The sequence below is a fragment of the Streptomyces griseoflavus genome, assembly GCF_014649995.1.
Taxonomy (GTDB): Bacteria; Actinomycetota; Actinomycetes; order Streptomycetales; family Streptomycetaceae; genus Streptomyces; species Streptomyces griseoflavus.
In genome coordinates this window covers 624,267-646,415 of the sequence record NZ_BMUC01000001.1, presented here as the reverse complement: position 1 = coordinate 646,415, position 22,149 = coordinate 624,267, and the positions used below count along the sequence as shown (strand labels likewise).

General features: G+C 72.6%; 17 protein-coding genes and 1 pseudogene. 6 read left to right on the top strand and 12 right to left on the bottom strand.

What is annotated here, in order from left to right; translation table 11 throughout:
* Positions 1-159: 159 nt before the first annotated feature.
* From IE172_RS02775 to IE172_RS02730, 10 genes are read right to left on the bottom strand one after another with little or no spacing between them, the layout of a single operon-like run.
* Positions 160-675 (bottom strand): hypothetical protein, encoded by a 516-nt coding sequence (locus tag IE172_RS02775; protein ID WP_190095413.1) that lies wholly within the window; start codon positions 673-675, stop codon positions 160-162.
* A complete protein-coding gene (locus IE172_RS02770) occupies positions 672-1,949 on the bottom strand; it encodes an MCE family protein (protein WP_190095412.1) in 1,278 nt (425 codons plus the stop codon). Before IE172_RS02770 ends, IE172_RS02775 begins: the two co-directional genes overlap by 4 nt.
* A complete protein-coding gene (locus tag IE172_RS02765) occupies positions 1,946-3,274 on the bottom strand; it encodes an MCE family protein (RefSeq protein ID WP_190095411.1) in 1,329 nt (442 codons plus the stop codon). The genes IE172_RS02770 and IE172_RS02765 overlap by 4 nt, the downstream gene beginning before the upstream one ends.
* Positions 3,271-4,308 carry an MCE family protein gene (locus IE172_RS02760; protein WP_190095410.1) on the bottom strand — a complete coding sequence of 346 codons (1,038 nt, stop codon included), beginning with the start codon at positions 4,306-4,308 and terminating at the stop codon, positions 3,271-3,273. The genes IE172_RS02765 and IE172_RS02760 overlap by 4 nt, the downstream gene beginning before the upstream one ends.
* Positions 4,309-4,311: 3 nt before the next feature.
* Positions 4,312-5,427, bottom strand: a complete 1,116-nt coding sequence (locus IE172_RS02755; protein ID WP_190095409.1) for an MCE family protein — start codon at positions 5,425-5,427, stop codon at positions 4,312-4,314.
* Entirely contained in the window at positions 5,424-6,482 is a 1,059-nt protein-coding gene (locus tag IE172_RS02750; protein WP_190095408.1) for an MCE family protein, read from the bottom strand. Before IE172_RS02750 ends, IE172_RS02755 begins: the two co-directional genes overlap by 4 nt.
* Positions 6,479-7,732, bottom strand: coding sequence for an MCE family protein (locus IE172_RS02745; protein ID WP_190095407.1), 1,254 nt, complete (start codon positions 7,730-7,732; stop codon positions 6,479-6,481). The genes IE172_RS02750 and IE172_RS02745 overlap by 4 nt, the downstream gene beginning before the upstream one ends.
* A 1-nt stretch (position 7,733) precedes the next feature.
* Complete coding sequence (locus IE172_RS02740) at positions 7,734-8,540, bottom strand: MlaE family ABC transporter permease (RefSeq protein WP_190095406.1); 807 nt, start codon at positions 8,538-8,540, stop codon at positions 7,734-7,736.
* Between the two features lie 5 nt (positions 8,541-8,545).
* Positions 8,546-9,310, bottom strand: a complete 765-nt coding sequence (locus tag IE172_RS02735; RefSeq protein ID WP_190095405.1) for an MlaE family ABC transporter permease — start codon at positions 9,308-9,310, stop codon at positions 8,546-8,548.
* Positions 9,307-10,314, bottom strand: a complete 1,008-nt coding sequence (locus IE172_RS02730; protein ID WP_190095404.1) for an ABC transporter ATP-binding protein — start codon at positions 10,312-10,314, stop codon at positions 9,307-9,309. Before IE172_RS02730 ends, IE172_RS02735 begins: the two co-directional genes overlap by 4 nt.
* Before the next feature lie 716 nt (positions 10,315-11,030).
* Here IE172_RS02730 and IE172_RS02725 point away from each other — a divergent pair.
* The 4 genes from IE172_RS02725 (at position 11,031) to IE172_RS02710 (ending at position 15,738) form a co-directional block, all read left to right on the top strand.
* Positions 11,031-11,666: a hypothetical protein gene (locus tag IE172_RS02725; RefSeq protein WP_190095403.1), complete on the top strand. Its 636-nt coding sequence runs from the start codon at positions 11,031-11,033 to the stop codon at positions 11,664-11,666.
* A gap of 105 nt (positions 11,667-11,771) precedes the next feature.
* Complete coding sequence (locus tag IE172_RS02720) at positions 11,772-13,328, top strand: DUF6801 domain-containing protein (RefSeq protein ID WP_190095402.1); 1,557 nt, start codon at positions 11,772-11,774, stop codon at positions 13,326-13,328.
* Positions 13,329-13,366: 38 nt separating this feature from the next.
* On the top strand, positions 13,367-14,308 hold the full coding sequence (locus tag IE172_RS02715; RefSeq protein ID WP_190095401.1) for a hypothetical protein: 942 nt from the start codon (positions 13,367-13,369) through the stop codon (positions 14,306-14,308).
* Positions 14,309-14,526: 218 nt separating this feature from the next.
* Positions 14,527-15,738 (top strand): PucR family transcriptional regulator, encoded by a 1,212-nt coding sequence (locus tag IE172_RS02710; RefSeq protein WP_190095400.1) that lies wholly within the window; start codon positions 14,527-14,529, stop codon positions 15,736-15,738.
* Between the two features lie 57 nt (positions 15,739-15,795).
* On the opposite strand, the pseudogene IE172_RS34305 reads toward IE172_RS02710, so the two are convergent.
* Positions 15,796-15,965 (bottom strand): annotated as a pseudogene (locus IE172_RS34305) (DUF4360 domain-containing protein); the annotation flags it as partial.
* 283 nt (positions 15,966-16,248) lie between these two features.
* On the opposite strand from IE172_RS34305, the gene IE172_RS02700 reads away from it, so the two are divergent.
* The gene (locus tag IE172_RS02700; RefSeq protein WP_190095399.1) at positions 16,249-19,017 is read left to right on the top strand and encodes a glycoside hydrolase family 35 protein; all 2,769 of its coding nucleotides are present in this window, start codon (positions 16,249-16,251) and stop codon (positions 19,015-19,017) included.
* 30 nt (positions 19,018-19,047) lie between these two features.
* Here IE172_RS02700 and arfA read toward each other — a convergent pair whose 3' ends face one another.
* On the bottom strand, positions 19,048-20,553 hold the full coding sequence (gene arfA / locus IE172_RS02695) for an arabinosylfuranosidase ArfA (RefSeq protein WP_190095398.1): 1,506 nt from the start codon (positions 20,551-20,553) through the stop codon (positions 19,048-19,050).
* Positions 20,554-20,857: 304 nt separating this feature from the next.
* Between arfA and IE172_RS02690 the strand changes: the two genes are divergently transcribed.
* Entirely contained in the window at positions 20,858-22,102 is a 1,245-nt protein-coding gene (locus IE172_RS02690) for an MAB_1171c family putative transporter (protein WP_190095397.1), read from the top strand.
* The last annotated feature ends 47 nt before the right edge of the window (positions 22,103-22,149 follow it).

Below are 22,149 nucleotides of genomic sequence, written 5' to 3'. Positions count from 1 at the left end.
CGTCCCCACCCCGGACGGCGTCCTCAGCCACGGCAGCATCGGTCGCCGGGGCGGCGTTCGTCGGCGGGCCCCCGTCCGTGCCGGGCACCTCGTCCGTACCGGCGGACGTGTCGTGCGCGGGGTCCTGCGGCCGGCCGCCGCGCAGGAGACGTGGCAAGGTCATCGGTCCCCGGCCTCCCGCCCGCCCGAGAGCGGCACCGCGCTCAGCGCCTTCACCTTCCACTCCCCCTCGCCCGTGCGGGCCAGGACCGCCTCCAGGCGTTTGCGGTCGGTGGTCGCCTTCTTCGTCCCGGCGGGCGTGACCTCCACACGGACGGTGGTGATCAGCTTGGCCGTTCCGGCCCGCGTGTCGAGTGCGGTGACGGCCGCCTCGGTGACCGTGCCGCGCGCCGAGGCGCCCACCTCGGCCTCGGTGCCGCCCAGTTCCTCGCGCAGCGGCCCGGTGGAGACGTCCCGCCAGGCCCGTATGCCCTTCTCCGCCCGCTGCCGGGTCGACGCGTCGAGGGTGGTGAGCACGGCGACGCCCTCCCGCCCGTCGGCGAGCGCCCGGTCGCGCTCCCGGCCGTGGGCGAGCGCGTCGTCGGTGCGGGCCTGCGCGTACGTCCAGGCACCGGTGCCGCAGAAGGCGACCGCCAGGGCGAGGCCCGCGCCGCCCAGGATCCGGGCCGCCCTCATCGGGTGCTCCGTACGCCCGGGGCGAGGAGTTCCGTCATGTCCCCGGGAGCCTCGCCGGCCTGCCCGGGCAGGGCGAGGGCGCCGGGGAACGCCGCCGGTGCGCCGGTCCGCGCCCCGCCGCTGCCGGAGGGCAGCGATCCGGGGCGGGCCGGCTCGGGGACCGGGCCGCCCCTGGGCGCGTTCGCGGCGCCGCGCACGTTGTAGCCGTCGGCGGCGGGGGACGTGCAGGCGGCGCCGGTGTTGAGGGCGGGCGTGGTACCGAGGTCGAGCCCGTTCCGGTACCGGGTGGCACCGTAACCGGCGGTGCAGGGCAGGGGCTTGAAGAAGGTGACGGCCATGCCGAAGTTCAGCTTCCCTCCGTCGGCGGCGGTGGCACCGGCGGCGACGGCCGCCGGGAACTTCACGAGGAGTTCCTCCGTGCCGCGCTGCCGGGTGACGGCGATCTCGGAGGTGGTGAGCAGATTGGCGAGGACGACGCCGAGGCTCGGGTCGAGGTCCCGCAGGAGGCCGCTGACCTGGGTGGCCGCCTCGGGTGCGACCGCGAGGAGGCGGCGCAGGTCGGCGTCGGAGCCCTTGAGCGCGCGGGCCAGTTCCTCCGCCCCGACGGCGAAGTCGCGGATGGCCCGCTTCTCCTCGGCCTGGGTCCGCAGGACCGTCTCGCCGTCGGTGATGAGCCGGGTGGTGGACGGCAGTGCGCGGTCGGCGGCCTCCACGAAGTCGCTGCCGCTGTCGAGCAGGACCTGGAGGTCGTCGCCGTGCCCCTCGAAGGCCGCACCGAGTTCGTCGACCACGGTGCGCAGGTCGTCGAGGGGGACGGAGCGGGCGAGGTCGTCGACGCTCGCGAGCACGTCGGTGACGGGTCGGGGCACCTGGGTGTCGGCCCGCTCGATCCGGGCGCCGTCGGCGAGGTAGGGGGCGCCGCCGCTCTCCGGCCGCAGGTCGATGTACTGCTCGCCGACGGCGGAGAGCCCGGCGACCACCGCGCGGGTGTCGGCGGGGATGCGCGGGGCGGACTTCTTGATGCGCAGTTCGGCCACAACTCCGTCGCCGGTCAGTCCGATCGGGCCGACGCGTCCCACGGAGACGCCCCGGTAGGTGACGTCGGAGTGGGTGAACAGGCCGCCGGTGTGCGGGAGTCGCACGTCGACCGTGTAGTAGTCGGCGACGCCGACGAACCGTCCGAGGTCGGCGTAGCGGATGCCGAGGAAGGAGAGGGCGAGGACGGCGACGAGGAGGAAGGCGAGGTTCTTCAGCCGTACGGCGAGGGTGATCATCCCGCCTCACCTCCGGGTGCGGCCTGCGGGGTCGTCGTCGTTCCGGTGGCGGGGACGGACGGCAGGGGCAGGGGGGAGGACGGCGCCGGTGAGGGTGCCGGGGACGACGTGGGTGCCGCCGCTCCGCCGTCCCCGCCGGCGGACTTCTCCGCCGCGCCGGGCTCCCCCGCGCGCCGCTGCTTCCCGGACGCCTCCGGCTCCCCGCCCGCCGGCGGGGACGTGTCACGGGGAACCAGCGGCGGGATCAACCGGGTCCCGGGCACGGCGACCATGTCCAGGTACACGTTGAGGTAGTCGCCCTTCACCCCCCGCAGCACCTCGTCGGTGAACGGGTAGGTCAGCAGCACCTCCAGTGAGTCGGGCAGGTCCGCGCCCGCGTCCGCGAGGGACTTCAGGACCGGCGCGAGGGCCTTGAGGTCGGCGATCATGTCGTCCTTGCTCGCGTCGACGGTGGCGACGGCGACGCCGGAGAGGGTGTCGAGGGAGCGCAGCATGGTCAGCAGGGAGCCGCGCTGCTTCTCGAGCGTCTTCAGTCCGGGCGAGAGATCGGTGAGGACGGTGCCGACGTCCTCCTTGCGGGTGGCGAGGGTCGTGGAGAGCCGGTTGACGGCGTCGAGGGCGTCGGTGATGTCGCCCCGGTGGTCGTCGAGGTCGGTCACCAGGGCGTTGACCCGCTTCAGCATGGAGCGGACCGCCGGTTCGCGGCCGCCGAGCGCCGTGTTGAGCTCCCGGGTGATGGTCTTCAGCTGGTTGACGCCGCCGCCGTTGAGGAGCAGGGACAGCGCACCGAACACTTCTTCGACCTCGGTGTCGCGGCCGGTGCGGGAGACCGGGATGACGCTGCCGTCCTCGAGCCGCCCGGCCCCGGTCTCCCGCGCCGGCGCGACGAGCTGGACGTACTTCTCGCCCAGCAGGCTGGACTGCTCGATCCGGGCGGCGGCGCCGGCCGGCAGGCGCACCTCGCCGTTGATCTCCATGGTGACGCGGGCCGTCCAGTCGTCGCGGCCCAGGTCCACGGCGGTGACCCGGCCGACGGCGACGTCGTTCACCTTCACCGCGGAGTGCGGGACCAGGCTGAGTACGTCCTGGACTTCGGCGGTGACGGTGTACGGGTGGTCGCCGAGGTCGGCGCCACCGGGCAGCGGCAGGTCCTCCATGCCGGTGAAGCGCGGAAGGTCGACGGTGACCGCGCCCAGGGCCAGGGTGAAGCCGAGGCCGAGGGCGATCAGGCCGCCCACGGTGAGGCCGGCGGCGCCCCCCGCGGTCAGCAGGCCGCGCTTCACCGAGGCCGTCGCCGGGCGGGAGCGCCGAGTGCCGCGTCTCATCGCTGCCCCTTCCCGGAAGCCGTGCCGCCGCCCGCGGCGGAGCCGCCCGCGGCGGGCAGGGGCAGCAGGGGTCCGCCCATGCTGATCTCGTTGAGGTTGACCCGGCCGTCGAGGGTGCGGGAGTCGGGGTTGTAGGCGTTGACGAGGTTGCCCGTGGCCAGCGGTGCGGTGTCCAGCGCCTCGGCCAGCGAGGCACGCTGCTCGACGAGGGTCCGGGTGATCGGCAGGAGCCGGTCGACGTTGCCCTTCAGCTCGCCCCGGTTGTCCTCGATGAAGGTCTTGACCCGGCCGAGGGCGGACCCCAGTTCCTCCAGCGCGCCGGTGAGGTCGTCCTTGTTGTCGGCGAAGAAGCCGACGACCTCGTCGAGGCGTTCCTGCGCGGTGCGCACGTCGGAGTCCTTCTCCTTCAGCATGGTGGTGAAGGTCTGGAGCCTGCTCAGCGTGGCGAACAGGTCCCCGCTGCTGCCGTCGAGCGTCCTGGCCGCCTTGCCGAACTGCTCGATGCCGTCGCCGATCGCCTCGCCGTTGCCGTCGAGGTTGGCGGCGCCGGTGCGCAGCAGGTCGGACAGGGCGCCCTCCGCGTTGGCGCCGTCCGGACCGAGCGCCTCGCCGAGTTCGGTGATCGAGTCGTAGAGCTGGTCGATCTCGACGGGGGTGCGGTTGCGGGAGGCGGGCAGGACGGCGCCCTCGGCCAGCGCGGGTCCCGAGCTGTAGGCGGGGGTGAGCTGCACGTAGCGGTCGGCGACGACGCTCGGCGCGACGACCACGGCCCGGGCGCCCGCGGGGACCTTCACGCCCTCGTCCAGGCGCAGTCCGACGCGCACCGTGGTGCCCTCGGGCCGGACCGACTCCACCTCGCCGACCCGCACACCGAGGATGCGCAGGTCGGATCCGGGGTGGACGCCGACGACACGGTCGAAGTGGGCGGTGAGCCGGGTGCCGCCGGAGTCGAGGATCCGGACGGCGGCCAGGGCGCCGGCGACGAGCACCGCGAGGGCGAGCACGCCGGTGAGGAGTTTTCTGCGCGGGGTCATCGCTCACTCACCCTTCCCCCGGGCCGCCGCCTGCTTCGGGGGCAGGCAGCCGGACTCGGGCTGGGACGTCTCGGGCAGGTAGTCGCGCGGGACGACGCCGCACAGGTAGCTGTCGAACCACCGTCCGTTGCCCAGGGTGTTGCCCACGAGGCGGTAGTACGGGCCGACCAGCGCGAGGGTCTTGCCGAGCTCGGTGTTGTTCTTCTCCAGTACGCCGGTGACCCGGCCGAGCGCCTTGAGGGTGGGGCCGAGCTGCTTGTCGTTGTCGTCGACGAGGCCGCCGAGTTCCTTGCCGAGTTTCCTGCTGCCCTTGAGCAGGGCGCGGATGGCGTCCCGGCGGTCCTGGAGCTCCCCGAGGAGGGAGCCGCCGTCCTCCAGGAGGGTCTCGAAGCTGGACTGCTTGTTCTGCAGCGTCTTGGTGAACCTGGCGCTGCCCTTGAGGAGTTCGGCGAGCTTCGCGTCGCGTGTGGAGACGGACTTGGACAGCGCGGACAGGCCGTCGGCGGCCTTGCGCACGTGCGGCGGGGAGTCGGCGAAGGTGTCGGAGAGGGTCGCGAAGCTCTCCGCGAGCCGCCGGGTGTCGATGTCCTCGACGGTGGAGCCGAGGTCCTGGAAGGCCTGCGTCACGTCGTAGGGAGAGGTGGTGCGGGACAGCGGGATGCGGCTGTCCGGGTCCTGCCGGCCGGTGCCGAGCGGGTCGAGCGCCAGGTACTTGTCGCCCAGGAGGGTCTTGATGGCGATGGCGGCGGTGGTCCGGTCGCCGATCCACACGTCCTCGACCTCGAAGGTGACCTTCACCTTGGGGCCGTCGAGGGCGACACCGGTGACCTCGCCCGCCTTGACGCCGGCGATGCGCACCTCGTCCCCCTCGGCGAGGCCGGCGGCTTCGGAGAAGTCCGCGCTGTAGCGGGTGCCGCCGGTGAACGGCAGCCGGTCCACGTTGAGGACGAGGGCGGCGAGCAGGGCGAGGAGGACCAGTCCGGCGACGGCGACGGCGACGGGCTCGCGTTCCCTGACGGGCCGGAAGCGGGGACGCCGCGGCCCGGCGGGCTTTCCGGTCCCGTCCACGCCGGTGCGCCCGGCCCCGTCGGAGCGGTGGCGCCGTGTGAAGCGTCTCATCCGCGGCACCTCGATTCGGTGATCGCGATGCCGGTCGGCGGCTCGGAGCCGTCGGAGGTGGTCACTCCGCTCACGCGTGCCTCGCAGAGGTAGAGGTTGAACCACGACCCGTAGGAGGACAGCCGGGCCAGGGCGGTCATCTTGGCGGGGCTGCGTTCGAGGAAGTCCTCGATCTGCGGCAGGTGGCCGCCGAGGCCGGTGGAGAGCCGGCCCAGTTCGCGGATGTCCCGCTTCAGGGGCGCGCGCCCGTCCTCGACGAGCCCCGCGGTGACCGTGGTCAGGTCGCCCATGGCCGCGACCGCCTTGCCGAGGGGTTTGCGGTCGTCGTCGAATCCGGTGACGAGGTCCTGAAGGGTGACGACGAGGTCGTCGAAACTGTCCTCGCGGTCGTTGAGGGTGTCCAGGACGGTGCTCAGGTTGTCGACGACCTGGCCGATCACCTTGTCCTTGGCGGCGACGGTCGTGCTGAGCGAGCCGACGTGGCGGATCAGGCTGTCCACCGTGGCGCCCTCGCCCTGGAGCACCTGCACGATCGACCCGGCGAGTTCGTTGACGTCCTTCGGGGACAGCCCTTCGAACAACGGCTTGAACCCGTTGAAGAGCAGGGTCAGGTCGAGGGCCGGCGTGGTGCGGTCGAGCGGGATGGTGTCGCCCGGTTCGAGCGTGCCGGTCAGGTCGCCGCTGCCGCGGCCGAGGGCGACGTAGCGCTGCCCCACCATGTTGAGGTACTTCACGGCGGCGGTGGCCGACCGGGGCAGCCGGCGGTCGTCGCGGACGGTGAAGGTGACCTGCGCGGTGCGCCGTTGCACGACACGGACGTCGGTCACCTCACCGACCTTCACTCCGGAGATCCGCACGCTGTCGCCCTCGACGAGCCCGGTGACGTCGGTGAACAGGGCCCGGTAGGAGCGGGTCGCGGTGTCGATGCCGGTACTGGCCACACCGATGCCGAGCACGGTCGTGGCGATGCCCGTGACGATCACGAAGACCAGCGACTTGAGCAGCGGCCCGGTGAGCGGGCGGCGGCGGGTGTGGGCGTAGTCCGCGCGGGTCATCCGAGCGTCACCTCCGTGCCGCGGTAGGCCGGACCGACGAGCAGGCTGCTCCAGTCGGGAAGGTCACCGGGCGTCCGGCCCGCGGCGGGTGCCAGCAGTTCGTTGACCAGGTCGTTCTCCTGCGGCGAGTTGGCGGGCCCGAGGTCCTGCTCGACGGCCGCGGACGCCTGCGCGGCGGGCCGGGCCAGGGTGCCGAGGTAGGGCACGACCGGGCAGCGGGGGCCGCCCCCGGAGTCGTACACGGGGGTGTCGCGGCCGGGCAGGTAGGCGCCGCGCGGGGGGACGGCGGTGACGTCGACGTGGATGCCGGGCCGGTCGGTGCCCTTGCCGAGCACCTTGTCCATGGCGGGGACGAAGTCGGCGAGGGTGCGCAGGGTGCAGGGGAAGGAGGGGGAGTACTCGGCGAGCAGTTCCAGGGTGGGCCTGCCGGTCGCGCTGAGCCGGATGATGTTGTCCTTGTTCTTCCGCAGGAAGGCCGTCACGTCGTCGGCCGTGCGGGTGGTGGCCCCGAGGGTGCGGGCGTAGGCCGCCTCCTGTTCGGCGAGGGTGCCGCTGGTGGTGGTGAAGTCGGTGAGCGCCGTGATGATGTCGGGCGCGGCGTCCGCGTAGACGTGGCCCACCTCCACCAGGTGCTTGAGGTCCCGGTTGAGGGCGGGCAGGTGGGGGTTGAACTCCTTGAGGTGGGCGTCCAGTCGGCTGAGCGTGTCGCCCAGCCGGCCACCGCGCCCCTCCAGGGCCCGCGAGACGGCCGACAGGGTCGCGGACAGCTTCTGCGGCTGCACCGCGGTGAGCATCGGCAGGACGTCGTCGAGGACCTGCTGGAGTTCCACGGCGTTCTCGGAGCGGTCCTGGGGGATGACGGCCCCGGCGGCCAGCGGCCGGTCCGAGGGCGACGCCGGCGGCACGAGGGCCACGAACCGTTCGCCGAACAGGGTGGTGGGCAGCATCTGCGCCCGGACGTCGGAGGGAACGTGGTCGAGGGCGCCGGGTTCCATGGCGAGGGTGAGCCGGGCGCCTCCCTCGGTGGCGTCGATGGCGCGGACCTCCCCGACGACGACCCCGCGCAGTTTGACCTCGGCGCCCGGGTGCATCTCGTTGCCGACGCTGCCGGTCTCGACGACCACCGGGTCCGACGTGGTGAACCGCTTGTCGTAGACGGCGACGGCCAGCCAGACCAGCAGGACCGGCACCAGCAGGAACACCACCCCGCCCGACCTCCGGCGCAGCGTCCGGCCTCGTGCTCCGTTCATCTCACCCCGCCACCTTCACGGTCGTGGTCGCGCCCCACAGGGCGAGCGACAGGAAGAAGTCGGTGACACTGATCAGCACGATGGCGTTGCGCACCGACCGGCCGACGGCCACACCGACGCCGGCGGGCCCTCCGGTGGCGCGGTAGCCGTAGTAGCAGTGGGCGAGGATCACCATGACGCTGAAGATCAGCACTTTGAGCACCGACAGCAGGACGTCCGTCGGGGAGAGGAAGAGGTTGAAGTAGTGGTCGTAGGTGCCCCGGGACTGGCCGTTGAACAGGACGGTCACGGAGCGGGACGCGAGGTAGGAGGAGAGCAGCCCGATCGCGTACAGCGGGATGATGGCGACGACCCCGGCGATGATGCGCGTGGTGACCAGGTAGGGCATGGAGCGGATGCCCATGCCCTCGAGGGCGTCGACCTCCTCGTTGATGCGCATGGCGCCGAGCTGGGCGGTGAATCCGGCGCCGACGGTCGCCGAGAGGGCGAGCCCGGCGACGAGCGGGGCGATCTCGCGGGTGTTGAAGTAGGCGGAGACGAATCCGGTGAACGCGGCCGTGCCGATCTGGTCGAGGGCCGCGTAGCCCTGGAGTCCGACGACGGTCCCGGTGAAGAGCGTCATCGCGATCATCACGCCGATGGTGCCGCCGATGACGCCGAGGCCGCCGGATCCGAACGCGACCTCGGCGAGGAGGCGTTGCACCTCCTTGAGGTAGCGGTGCAGGGTGCGCGGGATCCACAGCAGTGCCCGGACGTAGAAGAGCAGGTGGTCGCCGGACCGGTCGAGCAGGGCGAGCGGGGAGGCCATCGGCCTCAGCCTCCCTTCGGCGGGACGATCTGGAGGTAGACGGCCGTCATCACCATGTTCACGAAGAAGAGCAGCAGGAAGGTGATGACGACGGACTGGTTGACGGCGTCGCCGACCCCCTTGGGGCCGCCGCGCGGGTTGAGTCCCCGGTGGGCGGCGACGATGCCCGCGATGAAGCCGAAGACGAGTGCCTTGAGTTCGCTGACGTAGAGGTCGGCCGGCTGGGCGAGGGCGGAGAAGCTGGACAGGTAGGCGCCGGGGGTGCCGCCCTGCAGGATGACGTTGAAGAAGTAGCCGCCGAGGGTGCCGACGACGGAGACCAGACCGTTGAGCAGGACGGCCACGGCCATGGTGGCCAGGACCCGGGGGACGACCAGGCGCTGCACGGGCGAGACCCCCATGACCTCCATGGCGTCGAGCTCTTCGCGGATCGTGCGGGAGCCGAGGTCGGCGCAGATGGCGGAGCCCGCGGCGCCGGCGATGAGCAGGGCGACGATGAGCGGGCTCGCCTGCTGGACGACGGCGAGGACGCTGGCGCCCCCGGTGAACGACTGGGCGCCCAGCTGCTGGGTGAGGGAGCCGACCTGGAGCGCGATGACGGCACCGAAGGGGATCGAGACGAGGGCGGCGGGCAGGATGGTGACGCTCGCGACGAACCAGAACTGCTCGACGAACTCGCGGAACTGGAACGGTCTGCGGAAGACGGCGCGGCCGACTTCGGCGGCGAGCGCGAAGAGCCGGCCGGTCTGCCGGAGCGCACCGACGATCACGTGCCGCTCCCGGCGGAGGGAACCGTCAGGGTGGGGGCCGCGGCGTGCGAGGCATAGGTCTCGCGGATGGCGGAGCGCGCGGCGGGCGGCAACGAGTCGATCATGCCCATGACACGCTGACGTCGTCGGGTGACGGCCGCGCGCGGCGGCAGGCCGGGGGACGGCTCCAGCTGGGGGACGATCCTGCGGGGCGGGGCCGGAACGGCACCGGCGTCCGCCTCGGCGGCGAGGGTGGCCGCGTCCTTCTCCTCGGACATCCCGATGGGGCCCTCGCGCCGGCCGTCGAGGAACTGGGCGACGACCGGCTCCTCGCTGGTGAGCAGCACCTCGCGCGGCCCGAAGGTGACCAGCTCGCGCCGGAAGAGCATCCCCATGTTGTCGGGCACCGTGGCGGCGATGTCGAGGTTGTGGGTGACGATCAGCATCGTCGCGTCGATCTGCGCGTTCAGGTCGATCAGCAGCTGGGAGAGATAGGCGGTGCGCACCGGGTCGAGCCCCGAGTCCGGCTCGTCGCAGAGGATGATCTGGGGGTCCAGCACGAGCGCGCGGGCCAGGCCGGCCCGTTTGCGCATGCCGCCGCTGATCTCGCCCGGCAGTTTGCCCTCCGCGCCCAGCAGCCCGACGACCTCGATCCGCTCCATGACGACGCGGCGTATCTCGGACTCCTTCTTGCGGGTGTGCTCGCGCAGCGGAAAGGCGATGTTGTCGAACAGGGACATGGACCCGAAGAGGGCTCCGTCCTGGAACATGAGACCGAACAGTTTCCGGGTCTCGTATATTTCCCGTTCGGGACTGTTCACCATGTCCACCCCGTTGATGAGGACACGGCCCCTCTCGGGTTTGAGCAGCCCTATGAGGGATTTCAGAAAGACGGTCTTTCCGGTGCCGGACGGACCGAGCATCACGCTCACTTCCCCGGCAGGAAGGGTGAGGGTCACATCCCGCCAGACGCTCTGCCCGCCGAAGGACTTGGTCAGCCCTTCGACCACCACTTCGATTCCCATGTCACCTCCACCGGACGCGTGTCGGATGCGCACCGCGGGCGCAGTCAAGTCGGCGCGGGACGCCGTTGACAACGGGTGCGACGCCGGCTTCCCGCACCCCCTCCGCTCTTTGTCACCACGCAGACAACATGCGGCCCCCGGGCTTGTCTTCGCGGAGACAGTGCGGGGTTCCGGGACTCCGGGAGGGATGGAGCCCCGGAACCCGCCGACGGAGCCCGGCCGCGGGGACGGCGCCGTGCGGGACCATCCGTCACGGCGACGGGCCGGCAGGGGGGCGCCGACCTGGAACCGTGCACCGCAACGGCACGTTACGGCCGAGTAACCTCGGCGGGCAATAAGGGAAGAGGAGTTTCCCGGAAGATCCGCCGCCGCCCTCCCGAACCTGTCAGCCGGCTGACAGGAAAAGGCCGTGGAATTGTCACTCGGTGCGTCCGAACGCCCGGGGGTGACCGGCGGGCCGGCCGCCCCGGACATCACCCGGCGCACACCTCCGCATTGACAGTGGATGACTAAGTCGGACCGTCGGCCACTCACCCGGGAAACAGATGGTTGCGCTTTTCAAAGAATCATGAACGACGCCATTGTCCGGCCGAGTTACCCGCCCGTAACGTCAGGGATCGCGGACAGGGACCACCGAGCCGCGGGCCGCACGGCCTTCCCCTCGAACGACCCGGCCACGGCCCATCTCTGCCCAACCCCGAAGGAGTCCTGAAGCCATGAAGAAGAACTCGAGAAGGTCGGTCGTCGTGGCGGGTGCGGCCGCGGCCGCTTTCGGCCTCACCATGGCACCCGCCTCGGCGGTGCCCTCCACGGTGTGGACCGTCACCCCCGTGGGCAGCTACACGGCGACCAACAGCAGCAACATCGTGCTCACCGCCACCATCCCGATGACCTGCACGACCTCGGGCGCCTCGGGCAGCATGGCGAGCGCCACCGGCAACCCCGCCACCGTGGCCACCATCAGCGCCATCAACTTCGGCACCTCCGCCTCCCCGTGCACCAGCGTCCTGGGCAACGTCACCACCGTGGCGGTCACCCCCTGGACGGTCGTCGCGCAGGACTACACCGCCGCCACCGGCGTCACCAAGGGCTACGTCGGCAACGTCAAGGCCAACGTCACGGCCGGCGCCTGCAAGTTCACGGTGACCGGCAAGGCCTCGGCCACCTACACCAACTCCACCGGTGTCCTGGCGGTCAGCAGCGTCGCGGGCGAACTGGCCGTCAGCGCCAGCCCCGCCCCCGTCAACTGCGGCTCGGTGGTGACGACCGCCACCAAGCCCACCTTCAAGGGCAACTACACCATCAAGGCGTCCAACGGCAGCATCCCGAAGATCGTCGGCACCAACCCGTAAGGCTCCGCCCGTCCGCGTCCGCCCGGCCGGCACAGCGGCCGGGCGGACGCGGGCCTGCCCGCCCCGCCCTCGCACGCCGGACCCGAACCAGTCGAGTGGAGCTGTATGAAAGGCCACCGTGCCGCCGCGACGCAGTCGTCCCGCGCCCGCGCCCGAGGCGCCGTCATCGGCGCCCTGGTCGTCGTCGCCGCCCTGGTCCCGGCCACGGCCACCGCCGCGGGCACCCAGGAGGTCGACGCCGAACTCCCCTACCTCTGCGCGCTGCCCTCGGGGAAGCTGCCCGCACAGGTGAGGATCCAGGCCGTGTTCCCGGCGCGGACCGGACCCGGCGAACCGGTCGAGCCGACCGGTGTCACCACCTCCGTGCAACTCCCCGCGGAGGCCGTCGCGGACCTCGCCGCGCTCGGGGCCGCCACCGCACGGCCCGCCACCCGCCTCACCGTCGGGGTGGCCCAGGACGGGGCCACGGCCGAGGCGACCTGGCGGGGCACCGCGGAGCCGGTGCGCCTTCCCGGCTCCGGACCGCTGACCCTCACCACGACGGGCGACGTGGCCTCGGTGACCGGAAACGGCGAAGGCGACCTGACCTTCTCCGCCGGGTCCCTCGCCGTCGACCTGGCCCTCGTCACCGCGGACGGCGCCACGGCCGGGACCGGCGCGCTGACCGTCGACTGCTCCCCCGCCCCGGCCGCGGAGCGGGAGCCCCTGGTCACCGTGCCGGCCGGCGGGGCGACACCGGACCCGGACGGCCCGCCCGCCTCCCCCGGATCGTCCGCTTCGCCGTCCGCGCGGCCGGACGGAAGCGAGGAACGGCAGGCGGACCGCGCCCCGGAGGTGACACCGGCCGTCCCCGGCGGCTCCGCCGCGGACCGCGAGGCTCCGCCGTGCCGCTACGACGACGCGCACCCGTCCACGTCGGCCTCCCTGAACGCCTACATCACCGGCTACACGAACGTGGCCAAGCTGAAGGGGGCCTCGCTCCTGCCCCTCTCCTGCGTGCTGATCGAGCAGGGGCCCACCGACATCGAGCTCTTCCCGGACTTCACCGGCGGCTACCTGACCCAGCACTCGACGGGCACGCTCCGCCACCAGGGCCGCGCGCAGACCCCGCCGTTCGAGGCCACCTTCCTGACCTTCGGCTTCACCCCCACGAAGGCCACCATGGTGCTGGAACAGACCGGCCCCATGACCATGGACGCCCACGGCGAGACCTCGTTCCTCACCCTGTACACGGAACTCGAGACCCGGGTGAGGGTCCCGCTCGTGCTGCGGGTGACCGCGCTGGAGGTCAACGGGGTCCCCCTGGAGGTCGGGCCCGCCTGCAGGACGAAGGGGCCGCTGCGCTCCCCCGAGCCCGAACCCGCGAAGTTCCCCGGCGACCACCTGCTGCTGACCGGCAGCAGCACCCACCAGCCCCCCGACCAGCCCGTCGGATACCTGCTCAGTTCGGGCGGTCAGCTGACCGGGGAGATGACCGTGCCGGCCTTCACCGGCTGCGGCGGCGGCGGCGAGAACCTCGACCGCCTCCTCACCGCCTCCGTCTCCGGACCCGGCAACTACGTCAAGCAGACGCAGGGCCAGACGTGCGCGGTGCAGGTCTTCAACCCGGACGAGTGCACCGAGGACCTGCAGCCCCTGAAGATCCCCGTCCCCGAGCGCTGAGCACCACTGCCCCCGCACCCCCTCACGGAAGGCCACCCATGTCGACCTCGCGTACCCGCACCCGGCTCGCCACCGTCTCCGCCCTGACCGCGCTGGGCGCCTTCGCCTCCCTGGGCACCGCGACCGCCGCCGAGCCCCGGCTGAACGGCGAATGGGCCCCCTTCACGCGCTGCCCCGTGGACGCCCCGGCGATGCTGGCCGCCGACGGCCTCGCCAAGACCCCGCAGTGCGTGGTCTCGACCTCCGCGAGCGGTTCCATCAAGCTGGGCAAGACCACGGTGGTCACGGGGCGGACGAACCTGCAGATGGGCATCGTCCAGAACGCGGACGGCACCAGCAGCGTCGTCGCCCCGCCCTCCGGCGCCCTGGTCGCCGACTCCGCCACCGTGCCCGGCGGCCTGCTCGGCCTGATGTGTCCGAGCAGCGTGCCGGTGATCACGGCGATCTGCGAGTCGCTCGACAACTCCTCCCTCAACCGGATCACCGCGACCGTGGAGTCGGTCGGCGCGCCCTACGCCTTCGACCAGACCGCGGGCATCCTGACCGACCTGCCCATCGTCGCCCTGCCGGTCCGGATCCACCTGGAGAACCCCCTCCTGGGCGGCAAGTGCTACATCGGCACGGCCGCCGACCCCATCCTGCTGCGCCCGGAGAACCGCAACTACCCGGAGTTCGGGATGAGCTTCTTCTCCGGCGACGGCACACCCGACGAGGCCGGGGAGATGAGCCGGATCAACCTCACCGGTGCCACCCAGAACGACAGCGTCTTCTCGGTCCCCGCCGCCACCGGATGCGGCCTGAACGTCGGCCTGATCAACGCCGCCGTCAACGCCAAGACCGGACTGCCCTCCGCCTCCGGGAACAACAGCCTCACCCTCAATGACACCCGGACCCACCTCAGCGGCCTCAACGCGCCCGGCACGGCCGCCCCCGACGCGGGCAGGGTGCTCGCCGAGAACTGGCACTCCGCCGTCGGGTAACGGCCACGCAGCGGCGGTTCCCGGCCGTCCCGGCGGCCGGGTCGTCCGCGGTTGAAGCTTTTTCCGATGACAACGGTGTACAAAGCACCGGAGTTGATTTAGCTTCGGCCTCCCAGACCGGCGCGGCCCGGCGGGTCCGAGGGCCGTCCGCCTCCCGGACGGCCCCGCCCGGCCGTCCGCCGGACACGCCGGACACGTCGCAGAGCAAGGGGTGGCTGATGCCCACGATCGCACGGTCCCCGGAGGCCGGTGAACCGCTCGAACCGTTACCCAGGAGGTTCGCGACCTTCATACGGCCGGAACTGCCGGGTCTGCTGAACGAGATACGGACCGAGGTCACCCGGGCCTACCCGGTGTACGGCCGGCTGCTGAACGGCCCGAACGGCGACGCGATCCGCCAGGGCGTGGAACAGGCGCTGGTCGCGTTCGTGGACCGGGTGGCCGACCCGGGCCGCAGTTCGGAACTCCGGGACGAACTGCTGCGCAGGTTCGGCCGGGTGGAGGCCTACGAGGGCCGCGACCTGGAGACCCTGCAGAGCGCCTACCGGCTCGGCGCCCGCATCGCGCTGCGCCGGGCCAGGACGGTGGGACGGCAGTACAACCTCTCCCCCGCCCTGATCCTCGCCTTCGCCGACGCCCTCTTCGCCTACGTCGAGGAGCTGGAGGCGGTCACCCGCGAGGGGTACACCGAGGTGCGGGAGCGGGCCACGTCCGAGATGACCGCGTTACGAAGACAGCTGCTTCACCTGATCCTCGCCTCGTCCCCGCTGCCCCGCTCGACCGTCTCGGAGCTGTGCGAGGCCGCCGCCTGGGAACTCCCCGCGACGTGCACCCTCATCGCCCTGCGCCCTCCGGTGCCGGACCACATCCAGGCCGCCCTCGACGGTGACGTCCTCGCCGACCTCGACATCCCGCAGCCGCACCTGCTCGTCCCCGGGGACCTCACCCCGCACCGCCTCTCGATGCTCGGTACGGCGCTGGCCGGCACGCGGGCCGCGATGGGCCTGACCGTACCGGTCGCACAGGCCGCCGATTCCGTCCGCTGGGCACGTCGCGTGCTGCAGTTCGTCGACGACGGCGTGCTGCCCGACGCTCCGCTGATCCGGTGCGAGGACCACCTGACGACGCTGTGGCTGCTGTCCGACCCCGCCCTCGTCGGTCATCTCGCCTCCCGGGAACTGGCCCCGCTGCGCGGGCTGCCGCCCAGCCGGCGCGACCGGCTCGTCGAGACGCTGCGGGTGCACATCTCCACCCGGGCCCCGGCCGAGCAGGTCGGCGAGATGCTGGGCGTCCACGCCCAGACCGTTCGCTACCGCCTGCGCAACCTGGACACCTACCTGGGCGACCGTCTCAGCGACCCCGACCGCCGCTTCGCCATCGAGGTGGCCCTGCGCTCCCTGCACCTGCGGAACGACCACGGCGGGCGGTGATCCCCGCCCCCGCCCGCCGTGCGGCGGCGGGGGCGCGCGCCCGCGCCCGGCCGCCGGTCAGTCCCGTGGGCACTCCTTCCACGCCAGGTGGTACGCCGTGCTGATGTCCCCGTCCGTGGAGTCCGTCGTCATGAAGCCGACCTGTCGGCCGCGGTCCCGGCGCTGACGCGCAGCTCGGTGTCGATGTTGACGTTGCGCCGCACTCCGCAGGGCGCGTAGCCCAGCTGAAGTGTCATGCACATGCCAATCGAGTCCGGAGTGAGCGCCCGGGCACGCACCGGGCATCCCCGGCCCCACGAGGGATGCGTGAAGGTACCGTGAAGGCCGGGAGCGCTCGCATCGTACGGAGCCCCGCGGCGGCCGGACAGGGCGAACTCCGGCCATTCACTTCCGTACCACCGTAAACGGACAGAAGCGGCGTACCGGGACGGGCGTGTGAGCGGGGGGTCGCCGTTCGGAGACAATGACCCACCAGCACCGCTTGTGACATCAGGACCAGGAGGCGCTCCCTTGGAGCTCAGCAGGCGCACCTTCACCGCGCTGGCCGGCACGGCCGCGCTCGGTCTCGCCCTGGCCGGCAGCGGCGGGGCGGCGCCCGGCGCGAACGGTCCGCGCGTCGTGCCGACCGGTCCGCCGCCGCCCCCGCCGGGCGCGGACGGCCGCCGGCACCGGATCGGCTTCGACGGGTACTCCCTGCTGGTCGACGGGCGGCGCCTGGTGCTGTGGTCCGCCGGACTGCCCTTCCACCGGCTGCCCAGCCCGTCCCTGTGGCGGGACGTGCTGCAGAAGCTGCGCGCCCACGGGCACAACGCGGTGAGCGTCCCCGTGCCGTGGAACCACCACTCCCCCGCCCCCGGCACCCACGACTTCACCGGGGTGCGGGACCTGAACCGGTTCCTGGACATGGCCGCCGAGGAGCGGCTGTACGTCGTCCTGCGCCCCGGCCCCCACCTCGGCCCGGACGAGGACGCCGGGGGCCTGCCCGGATGGCTGACGGCCGTCGCCGGGACCGCGCGGACCGGCGATCCGGAGTACCTGCGCCACGTCGACGAGTGGCTGAGCGCCGTCAACGCCATCGCCGTCCGGCACCTGTTCACCGCCGGCGGCGGCACCGTGCTGCTGTACCAGCTGGAGGACACGGGCACCGACGGCGGTGCGGCGGGGCGCGCCCACCTGGCCCACCTCTACGCGAAGGCACGCGCCGACCGCATCGACGTACCGGTCTTCCACGGGGACGGGCTGTCCGGCGACCGTGAGGGCGGTCCGCGGGCGCCCGGGTTCCGCGTCGGCGCCGGGCACGAGCGGACCGGTCACCTGACCGACCTCGCCCGCGGCATCACCGCGCACGACGTCCGTACGGTGTTCGGCGGCACCTCGTGGGGGTGGCTGCCCGGGACCGGCGGCACCGCCCCCGACGGCTCCGGAACGCCCCTCGACGAGGCCCGCCGGCCCACCCCGGAACTGGCCCCGCTCCAGCAGTTCGGGCATCTGGTGCGGACGGTGCCCGACCTCGCCCGGCTGGATCCGGCGGACCGGGTGCGGGCGGCGGACGAGCGGCTGGGGGTGGAGCACCTGGCCAACCCCGACACCGGAGCCCAGGTGTACGTCCTGCGCAACGACTCCGGCGAGCGGGTCCGCTCGATGCTGCCCGGCACCGGTGTCGAGGTGCCGGTCTCGGTCGCGCCGTACGACGCCAAACTGCTGTTCACCAGCCTGACGCTGGGCCGGCGGAAGCTGGCGTACACCACCGCGCAGCCCCTGCTGAGCATGGCCGCCGGACGCCAGGACGTCGCCGTGTTCGTCGGCCGCGCCGGTGAGACGGCACAGGTCGTGCTGGACTGCGAGACCCAGCCGGAGGTCTACCGCGCGGACATCGAACCCGCGTGGACCTACGACCGGGGCAGGCTGAACGTCGTCGCGCCGCTCGGCGTGGGGGGACTGGGCCGGGTCCTCGTCAAGAAGGGCGACTCCGACGTCCCCCTGGTGCTCCTGTTCGCCGACGACGCCACCGCGCTGCGCCTGTGGCCGTACGAGACCCCGTCCGGGTCCCTGCTGGTCTACGGCCCGGCGATGCTCCGCTCGGCGACGCTGCGCGACGACACCGTCCACCTCGTCGGCGACGTCGTCGGCGAGACCGGGGTGGAGGTGTGGGGGCCGCGCGGGATCAGCTCCGTGACCTGGAACGGCCGGCCGGTGCGCACCTACGTCGGCCGGGCCGGGAGCCTGGTGATGGAGGGCATGGTGCCGGACGCGCCCACCGTGCCGCTGCCGGAACTGGGCGGCTGGCGTCGCCGGTCGGGGAACCCGGAGTCCCGGCCGGACTTCGACGACACGGCGTGGACGGTGGCCGACCGCACGACGTCCCACAGCAGCACGCCCGTGCCCGGCGGCGGGCCCGTCCTCTTCGCGGACGACTACGGCTTCCACTACGGCGACGTCTGGTACCGGGGCCGGCTGACGGACACGCGCGGCGTCACGTCGGTGTCGCTGTCGTACAGCACCGGGCCGCACGGTCTGCTGATGGCCTGGCTGGACGGACGGCCCCTCGGCACCCACCGCATGCCGGCACCGGACGAGGACGGCGCGGACCGGGGCACCTGGACGGCCACCGCCACCTTCGCCGTGCCCGGGGAACTGCGCGAGCGGGGCCGGCACGTGCTGTCGGTGCTCGTACGGCCGGCGCAGCACGACGGGGACGGGCGGACCCGGGGCGCGTACAAGGCCGCGCGCGGGCTGACCGCCGCCGCGTTCGGGGGCGGTGAACGGGACGTGGAGTGGCGGATCCAGGGGGCCGCGGCGCCGGACCGGACGCGCGGGCCGCTCAACAACGGCGGGCTGCACGGGGAGCGGCACGGCTGGCACCTGCCGGGACACGACGACCGGGACTGGCGGCCGGTGGACTTCCCCCGCGAGGAACGGCGCCAGGGCGTGACCTGGTACCGGACGGGCTTCCGTCTCGACGTCGATCCGGAGCTGGACGCCTCCGTCGGACTCACCCTCGAGGACGATCCGGGGCGCGCCTACCGCGTCCAGATCTTCCTCAACGGCTGGAACATGGGCCAGTACCTCAACGACGCGGGCACCCGGCACACCTTCGTCCTGCCGAACGGGATCCTGCGCACACGGGGGGCCAACACCCTGGCCCTGGCGGTGCTGTCCGACGGCACCACACCCTCCGGGCCGGGCGAGGTGCGGCTGACGCTGCTCGGGGCGGCGCGGGGCGGGGTGCCGGTGGAACCGGTGGAGGCGCGGGAGACGGCGGACCCACCGCAGGGGTGAGTCCACCGCGCGTCCGCCGCCGGGCGCGGCTCACGCCAGCCGGATCACGTTCCAGGACAGCGGCTCCAGTACGGCCGAGAGGCGGCCGTCGTCCAGGGTCGTGCCCTCGGCGGCGTGCGGGGCGACCCGCTCCGGCTCGGCGAGGGTGTTGCGGGCGTCGGGGTCGGCGTCGGACAGGACGCTGTGCTCGACGACGGAGGAGAGGCCGACGCCGCCGAGCGCCACCTCCAGCCCGAGCGGCCCGGTGCGGCACCGGTTGACGGCGAAGACGGTGACCGTGCCGTCCTCGCCGCGTACGGCGGTGGCGTGCAGCAGGTCCGCCTCGCCGTACTTCCTCGTGTCGTACGTCGGGGAGTCCACGCGTACGTCCAGCACCTCGCCGCGGCCGTGGGCCGAGGCCTGGGCGAACGGGAAGAACGTCGTCTGCCGCCACGCCGGGCCGCCGGGCTCGGTCATGATCGGGGCGATCACGTTGACGAGCTGGGCGAGGCAGGCCACGGTCACCCGGTCGGCGTGCCGGAGCAGCGCGATGAGCAGCGAACCGAGGACGACGGCGTCGGTGACGCTGTAGTTGTCCTCCAGCAGGCGGGGCGCCTCGGGCCAGTCGAGGGCGGCGACCTCGGCCTGGGACTGCGACATGTACCAGACGTTCCACTCGTCGAAGGAGAGGTTGATCCTCTTCTTCGACTTGAGGCGGGCGCCGACGTGGTCGCAGGTGGCGACCACGTTCTCGATGAAGGACTCCATGTCGACGGCGGAGGCGAGGAAGGAGTCGATGTCGCCGTCGTGCGGCTCGTAGTAGGCGTGCAGGGAGATGTGGTCGACGAGGTCGTACGTCTCCTTCAGGACCGTCGCCTCCCACTCGGCGAAGGTCTCCATCGACTGGCCGGAGGAACCGCAGGCGACGAGTTCGACGCCGGGGTCGATCTGCCGCATGGCGCGGGCGGTCTCGGCGGCGAGGCGGCCGTACTCCTCGGCGGTCTTGTGGCCGGTCTGCCAGGGGCCGTCCATCTCGTTGCCCAGGCACCACAGCCGGATGCCGAAGGGGTCCTTGTCGCCGTGCTCGGCGCGCAGGTCCGACAGCGCGGTGCCGGAGGGGTGGTTGGCGTACTCCTGGAGCTCCAGTGCCTCGGCGACGCCCCGGGTGCCGAGGTTGACGGCCATCATGGGCTCGGCCCGGGGGCCGATCTTCCGGAGGAACGCGATGTACTCGGAGAGCCCGAAGCGGTTGGTCTCGGTCGAGCGCCAGGCGAGGTCGAGGCGGCGCGGGCGGTCCTCGACGGGGCCGACCGAGTCCTCCCACTTGTAGCCGGAGACGAAGTTGCCGCCGGGGTAGCGGACGGCGGTGACGCCGAGTTCCCTGACGAGGTCCAGGACGTCCTGGCGGAGACCGTCCGCGTCCGCGGTGGGGTGGCCGGGTTCGAAGATGCCGGTGTACACGCAGCGGCCGAGGTGTTCCACGAACGAGCCGAAGAGGCGGGGGTTGACTTCACCGACGGTGAAGGACGGGTCCAGGGTGAAACGGGCAGTGCGCAAGGTCTTCCTTTCGGGTGTGCGGTGTCGTCCACGGCTGCGCCGGGGCGCGCCGCGCCGCCGACGCACGACGCCGGCCGTTCTTCCTCGTTGCCCAACACTCGATGTTCGATAATGCGAACGACGCACGTAACTTCGAACGGGACCGTAGGTGGGATGCGCGGACGCGTCAATGGGCCGGACAAGAACTCCGGCCGGAACCCGCGGCGGGACGGTCCGCGCCCGCGCATCGCATGACGCGGGCCCTCCCGGCCGCGTAGGCTCGAACGGCCTTGTGTGCGGCGGCCGATGAGAGTGAGGGGACGCGATGGGGTTCGCGGACGCGGCCATGGGCCCCGCCTCCTCCCTCAGCGCCTTCTACACGTCCTTCTGGTGGATCCCGGCCGGCGTGCTGGCCGCCGCCCTGGCCATCAAACTGCCGACGATCATCCGGCTGTGGACCGACCCGCTGCTGCGCGCGGTCGGCGGACTGCTGCTGCTCGCCTGCGCGGTGTTCGTCTTCGTCGCCCCGTCGACCATCGCCCGGGTCAACCGGGTCACCGGCGTGCCGAACATCTCCGCGCCCCTGGTGTACTCGCTGCTGACCGCCTTCTGCGCGTCCTGCCTGGTGCTGATCATCGCCTGGCGCGACGGACTGCCCGAGCACTCCCCCTCCACCCGCCGCGCCACCCGCTGGGTGGTCTGCGTCTACGGGGGCGTCATCGCCGCGCTGTGGGTGCTGTTCGCCCTCGCCGACGTACCGGTGGAGCGGACCCGTGACCTGGACACCTACTACGCCAACACGCCGTTCATGCGCGAGGAGATCCTGCTGTACCTCCTCGCGCACACCACCGCCGTCCTGATCACCTCGAAGCTGATCTGGAACTGGATCCGCACCGAGGGACTCGACGCCTGGCTGCGCTGGGGACTGAAGTTCCTGGGCATCGGCTACGCCCTGAACCTCGCGTTCGACGCCGCCAAACTCACCGCCGTGGGGGCCCGCTGGAGCGGGAACGACCTGGACTGGCTCAGCCTGCACGTGGCCCCGGCACTGGCCTGTCTGTCGGCCGTGTCGATCGCGGTCGGCTTCATCCTGCCGCACGCCGGCCAGTACCTGCACGCGTGCTGGCGGATCCGGCTGGCCCACCGCCGGCTGCGGCCCCTGTACCTGCTGATGCGCACCGCGCACGGCTCCGGCCTGCCGTTCGTGCTGCGCGCCGGACCCGAACTGCGGCTGACCCGGCGCGAGACGTTCATCCGCGACGTGCTGCTGCCGCTGGCCCGGCGCACCGACGAGCGGCTGCGCGAGCGGTCCTACGACGCCGCCCTCGGCCTGGGCCTGACCCCGGAGCGGGCCAGGGCGGTCGCCGCGGCCGTGGTGATCCTCGACGCGGTCGGCGCCGGGGCCGGCCGGGACGGGAGCGGACAGGACGGGAGCGGCCACGAGGCCGACACCACCGAACTGCTCCGCGAGATCGGGGCGGTCTCCCACGCACTGCGCCACCCCGACCTCGTCCGGGAGGTCCGCGCCCGCGCCGTGGCACCCGGGGACACCGTGGCGGTCACCGAGTGACCGTGCGGCACGGGGAACTGGCAGGGACGGCACCGGTCTTGGCATAT

Bases quoted from the DNA above. Each gene is read 5' to 3' on its own strand.
- IE172_RS02720 (WP_190095402.1), top strand. From the start codon at position 11,772: ATGAAAGGCCACCGTGCCGCCGCGACGCAGTCGTCCCGCGCCCGCGCC.
- IE172_RS02740 (WP_190095406.1), bottom strand. From the start codon at position 8,540: ATGGCCTCCCCGCTCGCCCTGCTCGACCGGTCCGGCGACCACCTGCTC.
- IE172_RS02690 (WP_190095397.1), top strand. From the start codon at position 20,858: ATGGGGTTCGCGGACGCGGCCATGGGCCCCGCCTCCTCCCTCAGCGCC.
- IE172_RS02775 (WP_190095413.1), bottom strand. From the start codon at position 675: ATGAGGGCGGCCCGGATCCTGGGCGGCGCGGGCCTCGCCCTGGCGGTC.
- IE172_RS02725 (WP_190095403.1), top strand. From the start codon at position 11,031: ATGAAGAAGAACTCGAGAAGGTCGGTCGTCGTGGCGGGTGCGGCCGCG.
- IE172_RS02710 (WP_190095400.1), top strand. From the start codon at position 14,527: ATGCCCACGATCGCACGGTCCCCGGAGGCCGGTGAACCGCTCGAACCG.
- IE172_RS02745 (WP_190095407.1), bottom strand. From the start codon at position 7,732: ATGAACGGAGCACGAGGCCGGACGCTGCGCCGGAGGTCGGGCGGGGTG.
- IE172_RS02770 (WP_190095412.1), bottom strand. From the start codon at position 1,949: ATGATCACCCTCGCCGTACGGCTGAAGAACCTCGCCTTCCTCCTCGTC.
- IE172_RS02755 (WP_190095409.1), bottom strand. From the start codon at position 5,427: ATGAGACGCTTCACACGGCGCCACCGCTCCGACGGGGCCGGGCGCACC.
- IE172_RS02730 (WP_190095404.1), bottom strand. From the start codon at position 10,314: ATGGGAATCGAAGTGGTGGTCGAAGGGCTGACCAAGTCCTTCGGCGGG.
- IE172_RS02715 (WP_190095401.1), top strand. From the start codon at position 13,367: ATGTCGACCTCGCGTACCCGCACCCGGCTCGCCACCGTCTCCGCCCTG.
- IE172_RS02765 (WP_190095411.1), bottom strand. From the start codon at position 3,274: ATGAGACGCGGCACTCGGCGCTCCCGCCCGGCGACGGCCTCGGTGAAG.
- IE172_RS02760 (WP_190095410.1), bottom strand. From the start codon at position 4,308: ATGACCCCGCGCAGAAAACTCCTCACCGGCGTGCTCGCCCTCGCGGTG.
- IE172_RS02750 (WP_190095408.1), bottom strand. From the start codon at position 6,482: ATGACCCGCGCGGACTACGCCCACACCCGCCGCCGCCCGCTCACCGGG.